The sequence below is a fragment of the Acinetobacter sp. WCHA45 genome, assembly GCF_002165255.2.
Classification (GTDB): domain Bacteria; phylum Pseudomonadota; class Gammaproteobacteria; order Pseudomonadales; family Moraxellaceae; genus Acinetobacter.
In genome coordinates this window covers 2,122,347-2,140,003 of record NZ_CP028561.1, presented here as the reverse complement: position 1 = coordinate 2,140,003, position 17,657 = coordinate 2,122,347, and the positions used below count along the sequence as shown (strand labels likewise).

The following is a 17,657-nucleotide window of genomic DNA, read 5'->3' as shown; positions in this document are numbered from 1 at the left end:
TTGTATGTATCCGGTCAAACACGGATGTTGGGATCAATTACAGCAAGATGCTAAATTGATCCGAACGCAGGTTTTTATTTGTGAACAAGGCATCACCGAAGCAGATGAGTGGGATGATCAAGATGTGATTTCTCAGCATTTTGTAATCTATGATCAAGATCAGCCGATTGCCACAGCGCGTTTGTTGCAGAACCACAGTGTAGGGCGAGTGGCTGTTGTTAAAGCCTATCGGGGGCAAGGTCTTGGACAAATGATTATGCTAGAAATTATTAGTTATGCTCAAAAGCAAGGTCTATCAGTATTGACATTATCCTCTCAAGTCCATGCGATCTCATTCTATGAAAAGCTAGGCTTTACTGTACAAGGTAATTCATATGATGAGTGCGGAATTTCGCACATTGAAATGACGATGAATCTAAATACTTTATAAATGAAAATCGTGTTGAGAGGGCTTACTCAACGGATCGTGATCAAGATGATATAAGCTCATATTTTGATGCTACTTTTGTTGGTTATGCTCAATAACTTCTGATGCAGCAGAAGCATGTTCATGTTGAGCAAGCTCTTTCTCTTGTTGGGCTTTACGTTGTGCACTAGGCATGTAATCAGGTTCTTGAGACATTGCTAAATAAAAAAAGCTGAGAAATATGGTACTTAATACGCCCACAATAATGACAAACTTCCATCCTAATACCGTTTCTTCATTTGAGTTTTTTTGTGATGATGGTTGATTGCTCATAATAAATTCCAAAAATTAAAATTTTAAGGTTGCAGCATTAATCAATAAAACTAATAAAACCTTAAATATTATATGGTTTTAAAATTACTTTGGGGGATTTATTTATATTTTGTATTGGATTCAATGCGTAAGAGTCTGCAAAAGTCAGTTAAAAAATCGCATTGTAGATATTAAAAATAGAAAAAAACATAAATGATTGAATAATTGGGGATAGAAATAACCAAATTATTCAATCATGATTCATTCAAGATTTGACCGTGCAGACTCAGAGGCGCTTCCAATCCTCAATCGCTTTTAAGCCTGTTTCGATCCCGACATCGTAGCTATAGCGGATTTTTGCTTTATTTTTAGAAAGTCGACCTGCCATGTTTTTTAGATCAGGGGGGCAAACTTCAAGAATTTGTTGTTTTGACGCTGAGCGAACAAATTGCACCGAATCATTGTAACGTTGAGTTCTGTTGAGCAAGCTTTGTGCAAAACCACGTTTTTGTTTAAACACATATTTAGCAAGCAACTGATCACCTTTGCTGCTAGCTTTATAATAATTCTTTGGTCGTGTTCGCAATACCATAAGTTTAGAAACATCATGTTGCTGAGCAGCCCAATGTATTGGGAGGGCATCCGCAACGCCGCCATCAAAGTATGGCTCACCAAATACGTCAACGGCTTGACGTGTGAGGACAGGGATAGAACTAGATGCTCTTAATCCATCTAAAATATTGTCTTTAGATGCTCTGATATAAGTGGCTTCACCTGAAATCGCATGGGTGAGCACCATATAAAATTCAGGGTGATTTTCAAATAGATGTGTCTGATTTAAAGGATATTCTTTTTCAACTACATTCCACATCCATTTTAAATCCAATAAATCACCGCCTTTAAAGAAGCGACCGTAATGGATAAATTCAGAGCGAAGGGAATGATCTAAATAGATTTGTAGAGTACGGCCTTGCTGAGCAGCCAAGTAATTTGCGACATTGGTTGAACCAGAAGAAACACCAACACATAGGTCAAAAGGATTAAATTGTTGCTGTAAAAATGCATCTAAGACACCGCTGGTAAATGCACCACGCATTCCACCACCTTCAACAACCAGTGCCTGACGATTTTGGTGAAGCATTGAAAATCTCGAATAACATGATAAATCCCTGTTTAACACGGATTCATCATGATCGACAATAATATTTTAGTGATGATGTTCATGCTCCGCATGCATTGTTTCGGTTGTCATCGATGACTCTGACATTTCAGATTGAGCTGCTGCTTTCTTCTGATTCATTGGCATATAGTCTGGTTCGTTGTTCATCGCCAAGTAAAAAATCACCATAAAAAGAAAACTTAAAATACAGGTGATAATGAGTGCTTTCCAACCCCAAGGTGAGGTTTCTGGACAGAGTTTTTCAGACATAGGATTTTTCCTAAAGAGAGAAAATAAATAGCCTTATAGCATAAAAGTATAATTCACTCCGTGTGCAGATGTTAATAAGCAAATCAAAAATCGACTTTTGTCCAATATGGATTACAGGATCGGATTGTTAAAATAGTCATAGTATTCAATACAATGAACACAGATTCTTTCAAGGTAGATAAGAAATTGAGCCTTTTTAAAGGCTAATTATCTATTTTGAAGATCATAATAATATTGATGAAAAACAAAATGTGATGGAGAAAAGAATGATTTTGGATTCAACGGATACGGATATTTTTGCAGCTGTTACGCAGTTTTATGTACGTTTAAGACGGGTAACGGGGCGTGTGGTTGATGTGCTTTATATGGTGGAAAATCAAGAATATGCACAGCATCTCATTGATTATGCTAAAACAATAGATGATACAGAGTTGCAAAGCCATGTGAATCATCTCACACGATCTTTTAATATCGTGAAAGTGCCAGTTGTGGTAGAACAACCTGAGCAAGTTGTGGAACGACCTGTGCCTCAAAGAGTTTGGTTCTTAGGTTAAACCTTACTTTTTAAAGGTCTAAAATAAATATTCCTCCCCCTTTGATCAAAGAGGGAGGACATACAAACAGCTTAGTTTAGAAGCGTCATACTATTTAAATACTTCACCTGATTCAGCATGTTTTCTAAGTAATCGAGGTGCTATAAAGCGTTCGCCATATTTAGAAGCTAATTCTTCTGAGCGCTGTAGAGATTGCTTAACGCCGTTTTGATTGAGGAATTGAATCGCTCCTCCTGTCCACGGTGCGAAACCGATTCCAAAAATCGAGCCGACATTGGCATCAATGACTGATTCCAGAACGCCTTCCTCATAGCAGCGTAAAGTATCGAGTGCCTGAACAAACAAGAAACGATCAATCATATCTTGTTCGGAAATATCATTGGCTTTTGTCCAACGGCTGAGCCCATCCCACAAATGTTTTTTGCCATTTTCAGGATATTCATAGAAGCCTGCACCCGCTGCCTTACCTTTACGATTCAGCTCGTGAATCATGGTGTGAACCACTTCATCTACAGGAGTTTTTGGTAATTCCTTACCCTCAGCCTGTAGGGCTTTACGGGTTTCACTCGCAACATGTTCAGTCAGAGTTAAAGACACTTCATCCTGAATCGCAAGTGGGCCGACTGGCATACCTGCTTTGAGCGCTGCCATTTCGATTTTCGCTGGATGCACGCCCTCAGCAAGTAGGCGCATACCTTCTTGAATGAACGTACCAAAGACACGACTGGTAAAGAAACCACGACTGTCATTCACCACAATTGGCGTTTTAGCAATTTGTTGTACAAAGTCATAAGCCTTCGCCAATGTTTCTGCCGAAGTTTCCTTCCCCTTGATAATTTCAACCAACTGCATTTTGTCTACAGGGCTAAAGAAATGTAAGCCAATAAAGTTTTTGGTATCTTTACTTGCAGTCGCTAAACCCGTGATTGGTAAGGTAGACGTATTCGATGCAAAAATGCCACCTTCAGCTAAATACTGTTCAGCTTCTTGAGTTACCTTGGCTTTGAGTTCTTGATTCTCAAATACTGCTTCAATAATTAAATCACAGCCTTGTAAATCAGCTGCATCAGCGGTTGCAGTAATCAGTGCTAACACTTGATCGCGTTTTTCAGTTGTCATACGACCCTGTGAAACACGTTTATCAAGTAGCTTTTGCGAGTAAGCTTTTCCTTTCTCAGCATTTTCTAAAGATACGTCTTTGAGTACGACAGGAATGCCTTTGATTGCGGTTGAGTAGGCAATCCCTGCACCCATCATACCTGCACCTAAAACACCGACTTTCTTCGCTTGCCATTTAGCAACTTCAGCAGGACGACTCGCACCTGATTTAATTGCATTTAGACCATGCCAAAACGTACCGATCATGTTCTTGGAAATCTGACCTACTGTCAGTTGTGTAAAGTAACGTGATTCAATACGTAGTGCTGTATCGACATCGACCTGCGCACCTTCAACTGCAGCCGCCATGATCGCTTCAGGAGCAGGGTAGCAACCTTTGGTTTTGTCACGTAGCATGGCAGGGGCAATTGCAAGCACTTGCGCAACCGTAGGAGTGCTTGGACTGCCACCCGGGATTTTGTAGCCTTTCACATCAAATGGTTGCTGTGCTGCTTTTGTAGAAGGTGGATTAGCTTTTACCCAAGCAATGGCTTTTTCTAACAGCTCTTGTTCATTCTCAGCCGTGTCATGTACCAAACCAAGAGATTTTGCTTTATCGACACCAAATTGCTTACCTTCCATGAGAAAAGGAAATGCATTTTGTAAGCCGAGCAGACGCACCATACGCACGATACCACCGCCGCCTGGCAGTAATCCCAAAGTCACTTCAGGTAAACCAAATTTAGTTTTTGGATCATTGATCGCAATACGATAATGACAACCTAAAGCAATTTCCCAACCACCGCCAAGCGCCGTACCATTTAATGCGGCAACAACAGGCACACCTAAAGTTTCGATTGTACGTAAGTCACCTTTGAGTTTTTCAATCATCTTGAAAAATTCAGTGGCATGTTCAGGTTGTACCTGAATCAGCTCATCTAAGTCACCACCAGCAAAGAAGGTTTTCTTAGCTGAACGGAAAATAATACCATTCAGATCAGTTTCAGCTTTCAGTTTTTGACTGACTTCATCTAAAGCATCACGGAACTCTGCATTCATGGTATTTGCAGATTGACCCGATGAATCAAGGGTAAGAATTACAATATTGTCAGCGTTTTTTTCGTATTTAATAGCGCTCATACATCATCGTCCTAAATTTATTTCTTAAAAACGCTGGCGAAGCAGCGCTTGCGAGGCGGAAATATTTGAAAAAAGCGCAGTTTACGAGGTGTAAATGAGCATTTTTGAAAGTGTTTCCAACGTGGCAAGATCAATGCAGCCAGTTTTTATACCAACTCAATGATGGTGGCAATCCCCATTCCACCACCGACACATAATGTTGCTAGACCACGTTTTTTACCTTGACGCTCTAATTCATCTAACAAAGTTCCTAGAATCATGGCACCAGTTGCCCCTAATGGATGTCCCATCGCAATCGCACCACCATTGACGTTGACTTTCTCAGCAGGAACTTTCAGTTCTGTAATAAAACGCATTACCACAGCTGCAAAAGCTTCATTCACTTCAAATAAATCAATATCGTTGATGCTCAAGCCTGCTTTTTCTAATGCTTTACGTGCAGCAGGGGCAGGACCTGTCAGCATAATGGTTGGGTCTGTGCCGACCAATGCTGTAGCGAGTACTTTGGCGCGTGGTTTTAGGCCTTGCTCTTTGACTGCTTTTTCAGAAGCCAATAATACCACCGCAGCACCATCGACGATACCTGATGAGTTACCTGCATGATGGACGTGATTGATTTTTTGAGCTTCAGGATACTTCTGTAAAGCAACAGCATCGAAGCCCATTTGACCCATCATCTCAAAGCTAGCATTCAGTTTTGCTAAACCTTCAACGGTGGTTGTCCCTTTGATAAATTCGTCTTTTTCTAAGATTGTTACACCTGCATGATCTTTCACAGGCACTACGGATTTATCGAAATAACCATTTGCTTGAGCCGCAGCGGCCTTTTGTTGTGAACCCACTGCAAAAGCATCTACATCTGCACGACTATAACCATCCAAGGTTGCAATCAAGTCTGCACCCACACCTTGTGGTACAAAAGATGATTTTAAATTGGTTTCAGGATCAAGTGCCCATGGTCCACCATCTGAACCCATCGGGATACGTGACATTGATTCTACGCCACCCGCAACCACAACATCTTCCCAGCCTGAACGAACTTTTTGTGCTGCCAAGTTCACCGCTTCTAAACCAGAAGCACAGAAACGGTTGATTTGTACGCCAGCGACATCACCATTCCAACCTGCAGCAATCGCAGCAGTTTTGGCAATATCCCCACCTTGATCACCAATCGGTGTCACACAACCGAGAACGATATCATCGACTTTAGATGTGTCGAGTTGATGGCGTTGTTGTAATTCATTCAATAATGTTGTGAGTAAAGTAATTGGTTTTACTTCATGTAATGAGCCGTCTTTTTTTCCTTTTCCGCGTGGTGTGCGAATGGCATCAATAATATAGGCCTCGCTCATAGCTGTTCCTTGTATTGCCTTAAATTAAAATCATTGTGCTTCGAGTGTACTCAATTTAAGTGGCAGTGCAATGATGATAAACATTGGCAAGCTTGATGTTTTTCGCCAATTTTAATCGTTAAAATGGCATGCATAAATAAAATAAGGAAAACACCATGAGTCAAATCCAGTTTTTTAGCAGTCAGGATCGGGAAATACAGTTAGAGGTTAATCTGGGACAGGAAACTGTTTGGTTAAGTCAGGCATAGATGGCAAAATTTATCACACTCAGTTTTATTTTATTGAAAGAGATTGTTGAATAATAAAAGAGATCGGTCCGTATTCTCAGAGTCAGCGGAATAGATAGCCTGAGCTTTCAAACTATCTATATGCAGTGATTTATAAATGCTGTCCGTGTAGCTGGCGATATAAACCAGGCGTAACACCAGTCCATTTTTTAAAGGCACGGTGAAAGGTACTGGTTTCACTAAAGCCAACTTGTTGAGCAACATCTTCTAAAGTGAGGTTTGGAGTGAGCAATAAATGAATTGCAGCGTCACGACGTAAGGCATCTTTGACACCTTGATAGCTTTTACCTTCCGCAGCCAAGCGACGACGTAATGTTTGAGGAGATAAATACAACATAGATGCCACATCATTTAAAGTTGGCATTTCTTCACCGATTTGGCTCTTCAATACATCACGAATACGCGAAGTGAGTGAGTTGGTGTTTTTGAATTTCACTAGAAGTTGTGCTGGTGCGGCTTTTAAAAACTCTTCTAAAGTTTTTTCATCCTGACGAATAGGTAAATCTAGATAATCAGCAGCAAATGTAATTTCTGTACGCGGTGCGTCAAACTGCATCACTGGTGCAAAAAATAGCGCATCATATTCATCAGCATGGTTAGGGCGTTCATAACCAAAATGGACACGCTCCAAAGGTAAGCGACGTTCGATTAACCACGAAGCAAGACCATGCCAAATCATCAGCATACTTTCCGTAATAAAATGATCAGGGTCAAGCGCTTTAGGAATGTGAGGTACTAAACGAGCTTCGTGTTTATCACGCTCTAAACTTACAGACCATTCATCACCGAATAATTTGTAAAATTGTGAGGAAAGTTCGAGTGCTTGTCCAAGTGTTTTCGAATGTATGATCAATTGGCACATGATCGCAAATGTACCTAAACGACGTGGTTGAACATCGAAACCAACGTGTTCGTCTTGGGTGACCATCCATAACATTTTGACAAAGCGAGTGTATTGCTCTGGGGAGATTCGAGCTTTAGGTTGACGAAGCAATTCTGCTTCAATACCGACATGTGAAAGTAATGTTTCAACGTCCATGCCTAGGCGTTTTACACCTGTTAAAGCCGCATTCACGAAGTGGATGCTGATCGTATCACGGCTCATATTGAATCCTTCAGTTTCTTTACTATTCACGATAATTGACCTAAATAACCGTCTAAAATATCTAATTGAGCAATTGACAAGAAAAAATTATTGCTCACTAAGTACATGTTAAATTGCCGAAACGATCAAGGTAAATGGCTGAACATGACATTGTTTTTGTGTTTATCCGAACCTAGTATAAAAGAAAATTTGAACAAATCGAGTAAAAATTATTATGCCATCTGCTTTAAAAGGATTGAAAGTTCTAGATTTTTCTACTTTATTGCCTGGTCCATTTGCAAGTATGTATCTTGCGGATATGGGTGCAGAAGTGATCCATGTGGAATCTCCAACGCGTCCAGATCTCGTGAGAATTATGCCACCCTATGCCAATGGGCAAGCTACTGCACATAGTTATCTGAATCGAAATAAACAGTCGATTGCGCTTGATCTAAAAGAGCCAAACAATATTGAACTGATCAAAAATAAAATTTCTGAGTTTGATATTGTCTTGGAACAGTTCCGTCCTGATGTCATGCGCCGTTTAGGTTTGGACTATGAGACTTTGGCAGAGATTAATCCACGTTTAATCTATTGCTCGATTACGGGATATGGCCAAACAGGAAGTTATAAAGATCGTGCTGGGCATGATATTAACTATCTCGCATTAGCGGGTGTTTCAGGTCATAGTGGCCGTCAAGATAGTGGCCCACCACCACTTGGAATTCAAATTGCGGATGTGGCAGGTGGTTCTTTGCATGCGGTGATTGGTATCTTAGCTGCGGTTGTTGAGCGTCAACGTAGTGGTCTTGGACAATATATTGATATTTCCATGACAGATTGTGTGGCAAGTTTAAACAGCATGGCTGCTTCTGCAAGTTTGGCAGGTCAGACGCCACAAGCACCAGAACAAGGGATGTTAAATGGTGCGAGTTTTTATGATTATTATGAAACCAAAGATGGGCGTTATTTCTCAGTCGGAAGTTTAGAGCCACAATTTATGGCGGGTTTGGCAGCGGCTTTAGAATTGCCATTACTTCTTGCCAAAGGCACATCATTTGATCCTGAAGACCGCCAAGCGGTGAAACAAGCATTGCAGGAAAAGTTTAAGAGTCAAGATTTTGTAGTATGGCAGCAACTTTTTAAAACCTTAGATATTTGTGTGGAACCTGTCTTGAGCCTTGACGAAGCATTGGTTTCTCCAATTGCTGAACAACGTGGTTGGGTCGTGGATGTACCATTATCTGAACATTCAGAACAGACAGAACCTCAGTTGGCATGTCCAATTAAGTTCTCACGATCACAAATTAAATATGCCTTTATTGGTCAGGGTCTAGGTGAGGGTAAGTGGTAGGTAATATGTGAGATTTATCACTGGATTGTTAAGATGTTGTATAGATCTACTTTGATCTCAATAAAATTCTAGGTTGGCAAGATACTGAGGCGCAGTGATGTTCGTTGCAGCAACCCAAGATAATTATCTTCGTGCATTCAATGTTTCAAATGGCGATAAGTTATCGGAAGCACGTTTACCTGCGGGTAGACAGGCGACTCGAATAACCTATGAAATCAATGGCAAGCAATATGTGGTGATTATGGCGGGTGGGCATGGTTCATTTGGGACGAAAAAAGGTGATTATTTAGTCGCTTACACATTGCCAGATAAGAACTAATTTCATTTAGAAAATGATTGTAAAAGCTCAGATTTGTCTGAGATTTTTCTATTTGTGGCAATTAGATAGGCTTATCAATAAAATCGTTATTAAATATGCAAAAAAAGCATTTTGTTGATGAATAAAAGCTCGCTATGCTAGTCACCTTTATAATGAATGACTAGCCATACGCCATGTATTTATATACGGATTTCGATCAACAACTGATTAACCAACGTGTTGCTCAGTTTCGCGATCAAACAGAACGCTATTTAGCAGGAAAATTGACCGAAGACGAATATCGTCCATTACGTTTGCAAAATGGTCTGTACGTGCAACGTTATGCACCTATGCTCCGTATCGCTGTGCCGTATGGCTTGATGAATACTAAACAACTCAGAAAAATTGCTGAAATTGCGACTGAATATGATCGTGGTTATGCCCACGTTTCAACTCGTCAAAATATTCAGTTGAACTGGCCTGCTTTAGAAAATGTACCTGATATTCTTGCTGAGCTAGCAACAGTACAAATGCATGCAGTACAAACCTCAGGTAACTGTATTCGTAATACCACGACTGATCAGTTTGCAGGCGTGGTTGCTGGTGAGATTGCAGACCCACGTCCGACGTGTGAATTGATTCGTCAGTGGAGTACTTTCCATCCTGAATTTGCCTTCTTGCCACGTAAGTTCAAGATTGCAGTTTCTGCTTTAGAAGAAACGGATCGTGCTGCAACAGCTTTCCATGATATTGGTGTTTATATCGTTCGCAATGAAGCGGGCGAAATGGGCTATAAAATCATGGTTGGTGGTGGCTTGGGCCGTACCCCAATCATTGGTAGCGTAATCCGTGAGTTCTTGCCACGTGAAGATTTGATTGCTTATTTAGAAGCGACTTTACGTGTCTATAACTTGCATGGTCGTCGTGATAACAAATACAAAGCACGTATTAAGATTTTGGTGAAAGCATTAACACCACAGGTATTTGCCGAAAAAGTTGAAGCCGAATTTGAACACACACGTGAAGCATTGAAGATTCAGCCTGAAATCTTGAAAAAATTGGATGAAGAATTCACTCCGTTTGATTATCAAGAGTTAGACGATCAAGATTTCACAGCATTGTTTGCTGAATATCCTAAATTCAAACAATGGTTCAACGTGAATACCAATGCACATAAAGTCAAAGGCTATCGTATTGTGACGATTTCTTTGAAACGTGCAGGCGTTGCCCCTGGTGATATGACTTCTGAAGAAATGAACTTAATTGCAGACCTAGCGGATAAGTACACTTTTGGTGAATTCCGTACCACACACGAACAAAACATTTCATTGGTGGATGTGCCACAAAAAGATCTGTTTGAATTGTGGCAAACACTTGAACAACACAACATGGCACGCGCGCATATCGGCTTTATTACCGATATTATTTGCTGTCCGGGCGGTGATTTCTGTTCATTGGCAAATGCGAAATCAATTCCAATTTCAGAAGCGATTAGCCGTCGTTTTGATGATTTAGATACGATCTATAATCTTGGTGAACTTGATCTGAATATCTCAGGCTGTATGAATGCTTGTGGTCATCACCATGTGGGTAACATTGGTATCCTTGGTGTAGATAAAAAAGGTGCAGAATTTTATCAAATCACGCTAGGCGGTAACGCGAATCATGATGCGTCTATCGGTGATATCTTAGGACCATCTTTTGCTGCTGATGCAGTACCTGATGTCATTGAAGAAATCCTAAATACTTACCTTGATCTACGTACTGAAGGTGAGCGTTTCATTGATACGTATCGCCGTGTTGGCATCCAACCATTTAAGGAGCGTGCTTATGCTTAATACATCGCTACAAGTGCTGTTCAAAGATGGCACGATTGCTGATAATACTTATCAAGTGATTGCTGAAGATGGCGTAATTCCACAAGGTGATGTGGTTGTAACAACTGCTCAGTTAGATCAGTTGGCAAATGTACAAGCTAAAAAAGCGTTATACATTACTGTTAATGATTCACCTGAAACTCATCAATTTCCATTAAATGAATTAGATGCGATCTTCATTGAGTTCGCAGGTTTCAATGATGGACGTGGTTATTCATTTGCAGCATTATTACGCCGTCAGGGCTATCAGGGTGAATTGCGTGCAGTGGGTGATGTGTTCAAGGACGTTTTAAACTATTTAAAACGTTCAGGCTTTGATAGCTTTGTTATCAAAGAGGGCAAGGATATTCACGAAGCCGCTGCTGGACTTCAGGATTTTACCCATCCTTATCAGGCTTCAACCGCAGTGCCACAAGCGAGTTACCAAACAGGTGCTTAAGCTCATTTAAGTAAAAAAGCTGAACTCAGGTTCAGCTTTTTTTATTGCGTATTATTTAAGACTTATAGATTGAAGAATAACAATGCTGACGTTTATTGCAAAAATAAATCCTGGGGTGATTTGGCTGCTTTTCGCCATCGCAACTGATGTGCTCTCAACTTTTTATTCTGCCAAAGCAAATGGATTAGTGAATAAGCTCGATCAAGGAATCGCTTTGGTTCTGTATCTTGTTTCTTTTACCTGTGCTGCCATTGCCTTGAAATATATGCAGGCAGGTATTCTATACGTGCTCTGGTCGGGAATTGGCGTGATCGCGACAGCCGCGTTGGCAAAGGTGTTTCTGGGGCAGCATATTGATTTAGCAGGGTGGGTTGGTATTGGATTTATCACAATAGGGTTAATGATTATTGCCCAATATTCGAATATTGATGTTTAGAAATTCATCAAAAAATTATTCTGATGAAGTCTTTATCTTGTTAATTTACATGCTCTCAAGCTGACAATTGACCATCCACTTGATTCCGAACTGATCGGTAAAGGCCCCATAGAGCGCACCCCAGAAAGTTTTCTCCAGTTGCATTTCAATATGGCCACGTACAGAAAGCTGGTTGAATAAACGTCGTGCCTCCATTTCATCATATTCAAGATTAATCGAAATATAATGGTTATTTCCTGGAGTAAACACACTATTTGGTGCACAAAACTGATCGTTGACATCTGATCCCATAAGGACCGTAAATTCATTGATTGGTAAGGAAACGTGCAGGATTAAACTTTTATCGGCTTCAGACAGTGTAACTCCCTCAGTCGGTGGCATGTCTCCATAGCGGCTAATCATGGCAAATTCACCGCCAAACACAGATTGGTAAAAAATAAATGCCTGTTCGGCCTGTCCTTTGAAATTGAGATAATGATTGAGTTGCATGGGAAATTCCTTATTGTTTTTTTATACACAACATAACTTATCGGGATTTTTAGATAAGGTGCATTATTTTTTTGTAATTATGAAAATAAAAAATCCTGCACTTGGCAGGATTTTTAGTTAATCGAATTAATGATTAGATCAATTCAATTGCAACTGCTGTTGCTTCACCACCACCAATACAAAGCGCCGCAACACCTTTTTTACCACCTGTGCGTTTAAGTGCGTGAATCAGCGTCAAAATGATACGTGAACCCGTAGAACCAACTGGATGACCAAGTGCACAAGCACCGCCATTAATATTGACTTTTTCTGTATCTAATTTGAAGTCATCAATTGGGCACATTGTAACCATTGCAAAAGCTTCATTGATTTCCCAAAGATCAACATCTTGTGCATCCCAACCAGCTTTTTTCAAAACTTTTTCAATTGCCCCTACAGGAGCAATCGTAAATTCAGAAGGATGTTGAGAGTTTGATGCGGTTGCAATAATTTTTGCTAAAGGTTGTAAACCACGTTGAGTAGCGACTTCACTAGAGGTTAACACTAAAGCAGAAGCGCCATCAGAAATTGAACTCGCATTTGCCGCAGTAATTGTACCGTCTTTTGCAAATGCAGGTTTCAAACTTGGGATTTTGTCAATTTTTGCATTTAATGGTTGTTCATCTTGATCAACAACAACATCACCTTTACGGCTAGACACTGTTACTGGAACGATTTCATCTTTGAAATAACCTTCAGTAATTGCTTTCTGTGCACGTTGTAGAGAGCGTATAGCGAAATCATCCATTTGTTCACGTGTATAGCCACGCGTATTTGCCATATCTTGTGCAAATGATCCCATTAAGCGGCCAGTTTCTGCATCTTCTAAACCATCAAGGAACATATGATCCTTAATTTCACCATGACCCATGCGATAACCTGCACGTGCCTTAGGTAAAACGTAAGGAGCATTGGTCATTGACTCCATACCACCCGCAACCACGATTGCAGCACTACCAGCTTTGATCATATCAGCAGCTTGCATCACAGCTTTCATGCCAGAACCACAAAGTTTGTTAATGGTTACTGCACCAGTTGAATCAGGCAAACCTGCTTTACGCATAGCTTGACGAGCTGGACCTTGTTTTAAACCTGCTGGTAACACACAGCCCATGATTACTTCTTCTACATCAGTAGGCTGTAATCCCGAACGAGCAATTGCTTCTTTAATGGTGATTGCACCTAATTCGGGTGCAGTTGCGCTTGATAATGCGCCTTGGAAGCCGCCCATTGCTGTACGAGCGCCATTGACAATTACGATGTCAGTCATTGTGTGTCTCCAGACTTATAATTTGCAGAGAATGTTCAAAACCTATGCAGTATATTAAAAAAAGCATGCGAATAAAGTATTTTACGTCGTTTAGGCTAGACTGAAGAGTTTTTAACACGTGGTAATTTCTTTACTACGTATGTGCCCCATATTGCTGAGAATTAATTGAGTATGATGATTAGAATCATTCATACAATAAAAGAAACTTCCATTTGAGCCTCTTGGTAGCCCTGTATCACCTTGGAAAGTAAGTGAATTTATTCTTAATGTACCTCTCCAATCTAATTTTCCATACTTATAATGAAATGCTGTGGAATACAATAAAGGATCATTTGAATCACGTTGCCGGTTAGCATTTAAATCAAGGAATCCGATTAGTCCACTGTTCCAATCTGAATCGCAGCTAGTTAAGTCTTTACTTGCGCATAAAGTCACATTTTTATGATGAATCTGTGCGTCAGATTTGGATTTTTGTATGTAAATTGTGAGTGTTCTTTTCATATGATTTACTTCATTTGAAATCAATAATTGATTCAAATAAGGTAAACTGAGGCATGCTAGAATCGCACAAATAGCAAGTGTGACCATTAATTCACTCAGAGTGAATCCTCTAACTTTTAACATTTTTTTACCTTTTGATAATTTTGTAATTTTTTTATTAACAAAGTGTTAAGTAATTACTGTATTTATTAAATTAAGTTTAGTATTAGAAAACTAACCATTACTTCATCAAGCAAATACTGCTAAAATTGAAGAAAGCGAACAATAAGCTATTCGAGCTTTAGAGTTGAATTGAAAATTTACTGAACTACAACGGAAATTGTAAGAAATTTTGTCAATAATTTACGAGGTTAAAGTTATCAAGCACTTGGAAAATTCATCAAGTGTTTGTATGATTCAAAGTGAAGTGAATAGCTTAAAAATAATACTGTGAACACTTCTGTGTTTATGGGGCCAAAACTCATAGGCTAAGCTTGAACAACAAACAATTGTTATCTCTGGAGGATATCCATGAAATTGAGTCGTATTGCACTTGCTATGCTTGTTGCTGCTCCTTTAGCTGCTGCTAATGCGGGTGTAACAGTAACTCCATTAATGCTTGGTTACACATTCCAAGATTCTAAGCACAACAACAGCACTGAAAACTTAACAAATGCTGGTGAGTTACAGGACGATTTATTCGTTGGTGCAGCTCTTGGTGTTGAATTAACACCTTGGTTGGGTTTTGAAACTGAATACAACCAAGTTAAAGGTGACGTTACTAGTGCAGCACCGAATGGTGAATACAAGCAACAACAAATCAACGGTAACTTCTATGTTACTTCTGATCTAATCACTAAAAACTACGATAGCAAAATCAAGCCATACGTATTATTAGGTGCTGGTCATTATAAATATTCTTTCACTGATGCTAACGAAGCTCAATTGGGTCGTGTTGGTCGTGGTTTGAAAGAAGAAGGTACTTTAGGTAATGCTGGTTTTGGTGCTTTCTGGCGCTTAAATGATGCTTTATCTCTTCGTACAGAAGCTCGTGGTACTTATAATATCGATGAAGACTTCTGGAACTACACAGCTCTTGCTGGTTTAAACGTAGTTCTTGGCGGTCACTTGAAGCCAGCTGCCCCAGTAGTAGAAGTTGCTCCAGTTGAACCAGTACCAGTTCAACCACAGCCACAGCCGCAGCCACAAGAATTGACTGAAGACCTTAACATGGAACTTCGTGTATTCTTTGATACGAACAAGTCTGACATCAAGCCACAATACAAGTCTGAAATCGCGAAAGTAGCTGAGAAATTAGCTGAATACCCGAATGCGACTGCACGTATTGAAGGTCACACTGATAACACTGGTCCACGTAAGTTAAACGAACGTTTATCTTTAGCTCGTGCTAACTCTGTTAAATCAGCGCTTGTTAACGAATATAACGTTAACGAATCTCGCTTGACGACTCAAGGCTTTGCTTGGGATCAACCGATTGCTGACAACAAGACTAAAGAAGGTCGTGCCATGAACCGTCGCGTATTCGCTGCGATCACTGGTAGCCGTACTGTTCTTGCACAGCCAGGTCAACAAGCTCAATAATTTGAGTTTTTGAACTGAATAAAAAAGCGACTCTGATGGGTCGCTTTTTTATATGGGTTTGCATACAAGTGATTTGAATATATAAACATTTTAATTACTCCTACAAAATAATTTGACTGATGTGTTTGATTAATATTTTCTAGAATTTACCAAACTTCTTTTCTGAGCTGTTGTTTGGTGTTTTGTCTTTCTCGACGGTGCTGAGCTCTAGGTTTTTCTGTTTCATGGATCCCTCCTTTTTGTAGTAAAGGGGAGAGCGCAACAGGATTACGAACTTTGATTTTAGGCATTGCTTTAAGTTTCATCTATTTAACCTTTTATACATAGAACTTGTTTAAGGGTGTGCACGATTTCGATTAAATCTGATTGGTTTGCCATGACTTGATCGATATCTTTATATGCACTTGGTATTTCGTCAATTACACCACTGTCTTTACGACATTCAATACCTTGGGTCTGTTGAATCAAATCCTCTTGACCAAAAAGTAATTTGGCTTTACTACGGCTTATTTTTCGTCCTGCGCCATGTGAACATGAGCAAAATGAATCAGGATTCGCTTTGCCTTTCACAATATAAGAGCGAGCCCCCATAGAACCAGGAATGATGCCTAATTCATCTTGGCCCGCTCGAATTGCCCCCTTACGTGTGATTAAGAGATGCTCACCAAAATGAGTTTCTTGACTGACGTAATTATGGTGGCAATTAATCGCTTCTTTGGTCATTTGAAAAGGTGGTAGCAGTGGGCGGATTGCCTCTAAAATCAGACGCATCATTTCACGACGATTTTCAAAAGCATATTCTTGAGCCCATTCAACGGCTTCAACATAATCATTAAAACTGCATGATCCTTCTGCGAAATAACTTAAATCTTTATCAGGAACATGACCAAAGCGATGTTGAGCTTCTTTCTTCGCCAGTTCAATAAAATACGTGCCGATCACATTACCTAATCCACGACTGCCAGAATGTAACATGACCCAAACATCTTGATTTTCGTCTAAGCAGAGTTCAATAAAATGGTTACCACCACCTAAAGTTCCAAGTTGTTTTTGCCAAGTTAAATCAAAATTTCTGAGCATTCTGATTAAACCAGGATGTTTTTTTACGATTGGTTGTAAGCGTTTTTCTAACGGAATAATGCTAGATGCTTTCGCTTTCACTTGTTTATGTAACTCAAATCCTACGGGAACTTTTCGTTCGATTGCATTACGCAATGACGAAAGATTATCAGGAAGTTGTGAAGCTTTTAAATTGAGTCGAATCGCATTCATACCACAGCCAATATCTACGCCCACAGCTGCGGGTATAATTGCATGTTTAGTTGGTATAACACTTCCGACTGTCGCACCTTTACCAACATGTACATCGGGCATGACTGCAATATGAGAATAAACAAATTGCAGTTGTGCCATTTTCTTCAGTTGTTCAATGCTCTCATTATCAATATCGTTAGTGAATATCTTCACAGGTACACCGTATTGAGCTTCAGCATTGAGTATTTTTTGTATGCCCATTTTTATTTCTCGATTAGCGAAATTTCTGTCCGAATAGGCATAAAAAAACCTAGCGAATGCTAGGTTTAGAAGAGCATTCGGACAAGTGATCATTTGATTTGTCACTTGTCCGTGAGACGACACAGTGCCAAATCTTAAAGTGTTTTCCTTTGTAGTAATGGCATGTGTGTCCTCCTATAAAAATTGCCGATGAAAA

General features: G+C 39.9%; 18 protein-coding genes and 1 pseudogene. 8 read left to right on the top strand and 11 right to left on the bottom strand.

Translation table 11 applies throughout. The features are described from left to right. The first annotated feature begins 4 nt into the window (after positions 1–4). Positions 5–430: a GNAT family N-acetyltransferase gene (locus CDG55_RS11685; protein WP_087535776.1), complete on the top strand. Its 426-nt coding sequence runs from the start codon at positions 5–7 to the stop codon at positions 428–430. Positions 431–499: 69 nt separating this feature from the next. Here CDG55_RS11685 and CDG55_RS11680 read toward each other — a convergent pair whose 3' ends face one another. The 3 genes from CDG55_RS11680 to CDG55_RS11670 form a co-directional block, all read right to left on the bottom strand. Continuing rightward, on the bottom strand, positions 500–739 hold the full coding sequence (locus CDG55_RS11680; RefSeq protein WP_087535701.1) for a hypothetical protein: 240 nt from the start codon (positions 737–739) through the stop codon (positions 500–502). Positions 740–1,004: 265 nt separating this feature from the next. Then, positions 1,005–1,859: a patatin-like phospholipase family protein gene (locus tag CDG55_RS11675; RefSeq protein WP_087535702.1), complete on the bottom strand. Its 855-nt coding sequence runs from the start codon at positions 1,857–1,859 to the stop codon at positions 1,005–1,007. A 66-nt stretch (positions 1,860–1,925) separates the two neighbouring features. Then, complete coding sequence (locus CDG55_RS11670) at positions 1,926–2,147, bottom strand: hypothetical protein (protein WP_004664735.1); 222 nt, start codon at positions 2,145–2,147, stop codon at positions 1,926–1,928. A 266-nt stretch (positions 2,148–2,413) separates the two neighbouring features. Here CDG55_RS11670 and CDG55_RS11665 point away from each other — a divergent pair, with 266 nt between their 5' ends. Then, entirely contained in the window at positions 2,414–2,701 is a 288-nt protein-coding gene (locus CDG55_RS11665; protein WP_087535703.1) for a hypothetical protein, read from the top strand. Positions 2,702–2,791: 90 nt separating this feature from the next. On the opposite strand, the gene CDG55_RS11660 is transcribed toward CDG55_RS11665, so the two are convergent. The 3 genes from CDG55_RS11660 to CDG55_RS11650 all read right to left on the bottom strand — a co-directional run bounded on the left by CDG55_RS11660 (position 2,792) and on the right by CDG55_RS11650 (position 7,683). Next, entirely contained in the window at positions 2,792–4,939 is a 2,148-nt protein-coding gene (locus CDG55_RS11660; RefSeq protein ID WP_087535704.1) for a 3-hydroxyacyl-CoA dehydrogenase NAD-binding domain-containing protein, read from the bottom strand. 146 nt (positions 4,940–5,085) lie between these two features. Further along, positions 5,086–6,291, bottom strand: coding sequence for an acetyl-CoA C-acetyltransferase (locus CDG55_RS11655; protein WP_087535705.1), 1,206 nt, complete (start codon positions 6,289–6,291; stop codon positions 5,086–5,088). 378 nt (positions 6,292–6,669) lie between these two features. Continuing rightward, on the bottom strand, positions 6,670–7,683 hold the full coding sequence (locus tag CDG55_RS11650) for an AraC family transcriptional regulator (RefSeq protein WP_087535706.1): 1,014 nt from the start codon (positions 7,681–7,683) through the stop codon (positions 6,670–6,672). Positions 7,684–7,897: 214 nt separating this feature from the next. On the opposite strand from CDG55_RS11650, the gene CDG55_RS11645 reads away from it, so the two are divergent. The 5 genes and pseudogenes from CDG55_RS11645 (at position 7,898) to CDG55_RS11625 (ending at position 12,066) form a co-directional block, all read left to right on the top strand. Continuing rightward, on the top strand, positions 7,898–9,016 hold the full coding sequence (locus CDG55_RS11645) for a CaiB/BaiF CoA transferase family protein (RefSeq protein ID WP_087535707.1): 1,119 nt from the start codon (positions 7,898–7,900) through the stop codon (positions 9,014–9,016). Between the two features lie 88 nt (positions 9,017–9,104). Next, a pseudogene (locus tag CDG55_RS11640) lies at positions 9,105–9,335 on the top strand (hypothetical protein); the annotation flags it as partial. A 173-nt stretch (positions 9,336–9,508) separates the two neighbouring features. Continuing rightward, a complete protein-coding gene (locus tag CDG55_RS11635) occupies positions 9,509–11,152 on the top strand; it encodes a nitrite/sulfite reductase (protein ID WP_087535708.1) in 1,644 nt (547 codons plus the stop codon). Then, positions 11,145–11,630 (top strand): DUF934 domain-containing protein, encoded by a 486-nt coding sequence (locus tag CDG55_RS11630; protein ID WP_087535709.1) that lies wholly within the window; start codon positions 11,145–11,147, stop codon positions 11,628–11,630. The genes CDG55_RS11635 and CDG55_RS11630 overlap by 8 nt, the downstream gene beginning before the upstream one ends. Before the next feature lie 82 nt (positions 11,631–11,712). Then, the gene (locus CDG55_RS11625) at positions 11,713–12,066 is read left to right on the top strand and encodes a DMT family transporter (protein ID WP_005214327.1); all 354 of its coding nucleotides are present in this window, start codon (positions 11,713–11,715) and stop codon (positions 12,064–12,066) included. A gap of 45 nt (positions 12,067–12,111) precedes the next feature. Here the strand turns inward: CDG55_RS11625 and CDG55_RS11620 are convergent, their stop codons facing one another. The 3 genes from CDG55_RS11620 to CDG55_RS11610 form a co-directional block, all read right to left on the bottom strand. Next, positions 12,112–12,555, bottom strand: coding sequence for a VOC family protein (locus tag CDG55_RS11620; protein ID WP_087535710.1), 444 nt, complete (start codon positions 12,553–12,555; stop codon positions 12,112–12,114). Positions 12,556–12,688: 133 nt separating this feature from the next. Next, on the bottom strand, positions 12,689–13,864 hold the full coding sequence (locus tag CDG55_RS11615; RefSeq protein WP_087535711.1) for a thiolase family protein: 1,176 nt from the start codon (positions 13,862–13,864) through the stop codon (positions 12,689–12,691). A 111-nt stretch (positions 13,865–13,975) separates the two neighbouring features. Continuing rightward, positions 13,976–14,488, bottom strand: a complete 513-nt coding sequence (locus CDG55_RS11610; RefSeq protein ID WP_005162070.1) for a GspH/FimT family pseudopilin — start codon at positions 14,486–14,488, stop codon at positions 13,976–13,978. Between the two features lie 387 nt (positions 14,489–14,875). Between CDG55_RS11610 and omp38 the strand changes: the two genes are divergently transcribed. Then, the gene (gene omp38 / locus CDG55_RS11605; RefSeq protein WP_005162068.1) at positions 14,876–15,946 is read left to right on the top strand and encodes an outer membrane protein Omp38; all 1,071 of its coding nucleotides are present in this window, start codon (positions 14,876–14,878) and stop codon (positions 15,944–15,946) included. A 146-nt stretch (positions 15,947–16,092) separates the two neighbouring features. Here omp38 and CDG55_RS15350 read toward each other — a convergent pair whose 3' ends face one another. After that, positions 16,093–16,251 carry a hypothetical protein gene (locus tag CDG55_RS15350; RefSeq protein ID WP_005162067.1) on the bottom strand — a complete coding sequence of 53 codons (159 nt, stop codon included), beginning with the start codon at positions 16,249–16,251 and terminating at the stop codon, positions 16,093–16,095. A 4-nt stretch (positions 16,252–16,255) separates the two neighbouring features. Then, on the bottom strand, positions 16,256–17,461 hold the full coding sequence (locus CDG55_RS11600; protein WP_087535712.1) for an RtcB family protein: 1,206 nt from the start codon (positions 17,459–17,461) through the stop codon (positions 16,256–16,258). Between the last annotated feature and the right edge of the window lie 196 nt (positions 17,462–17,657).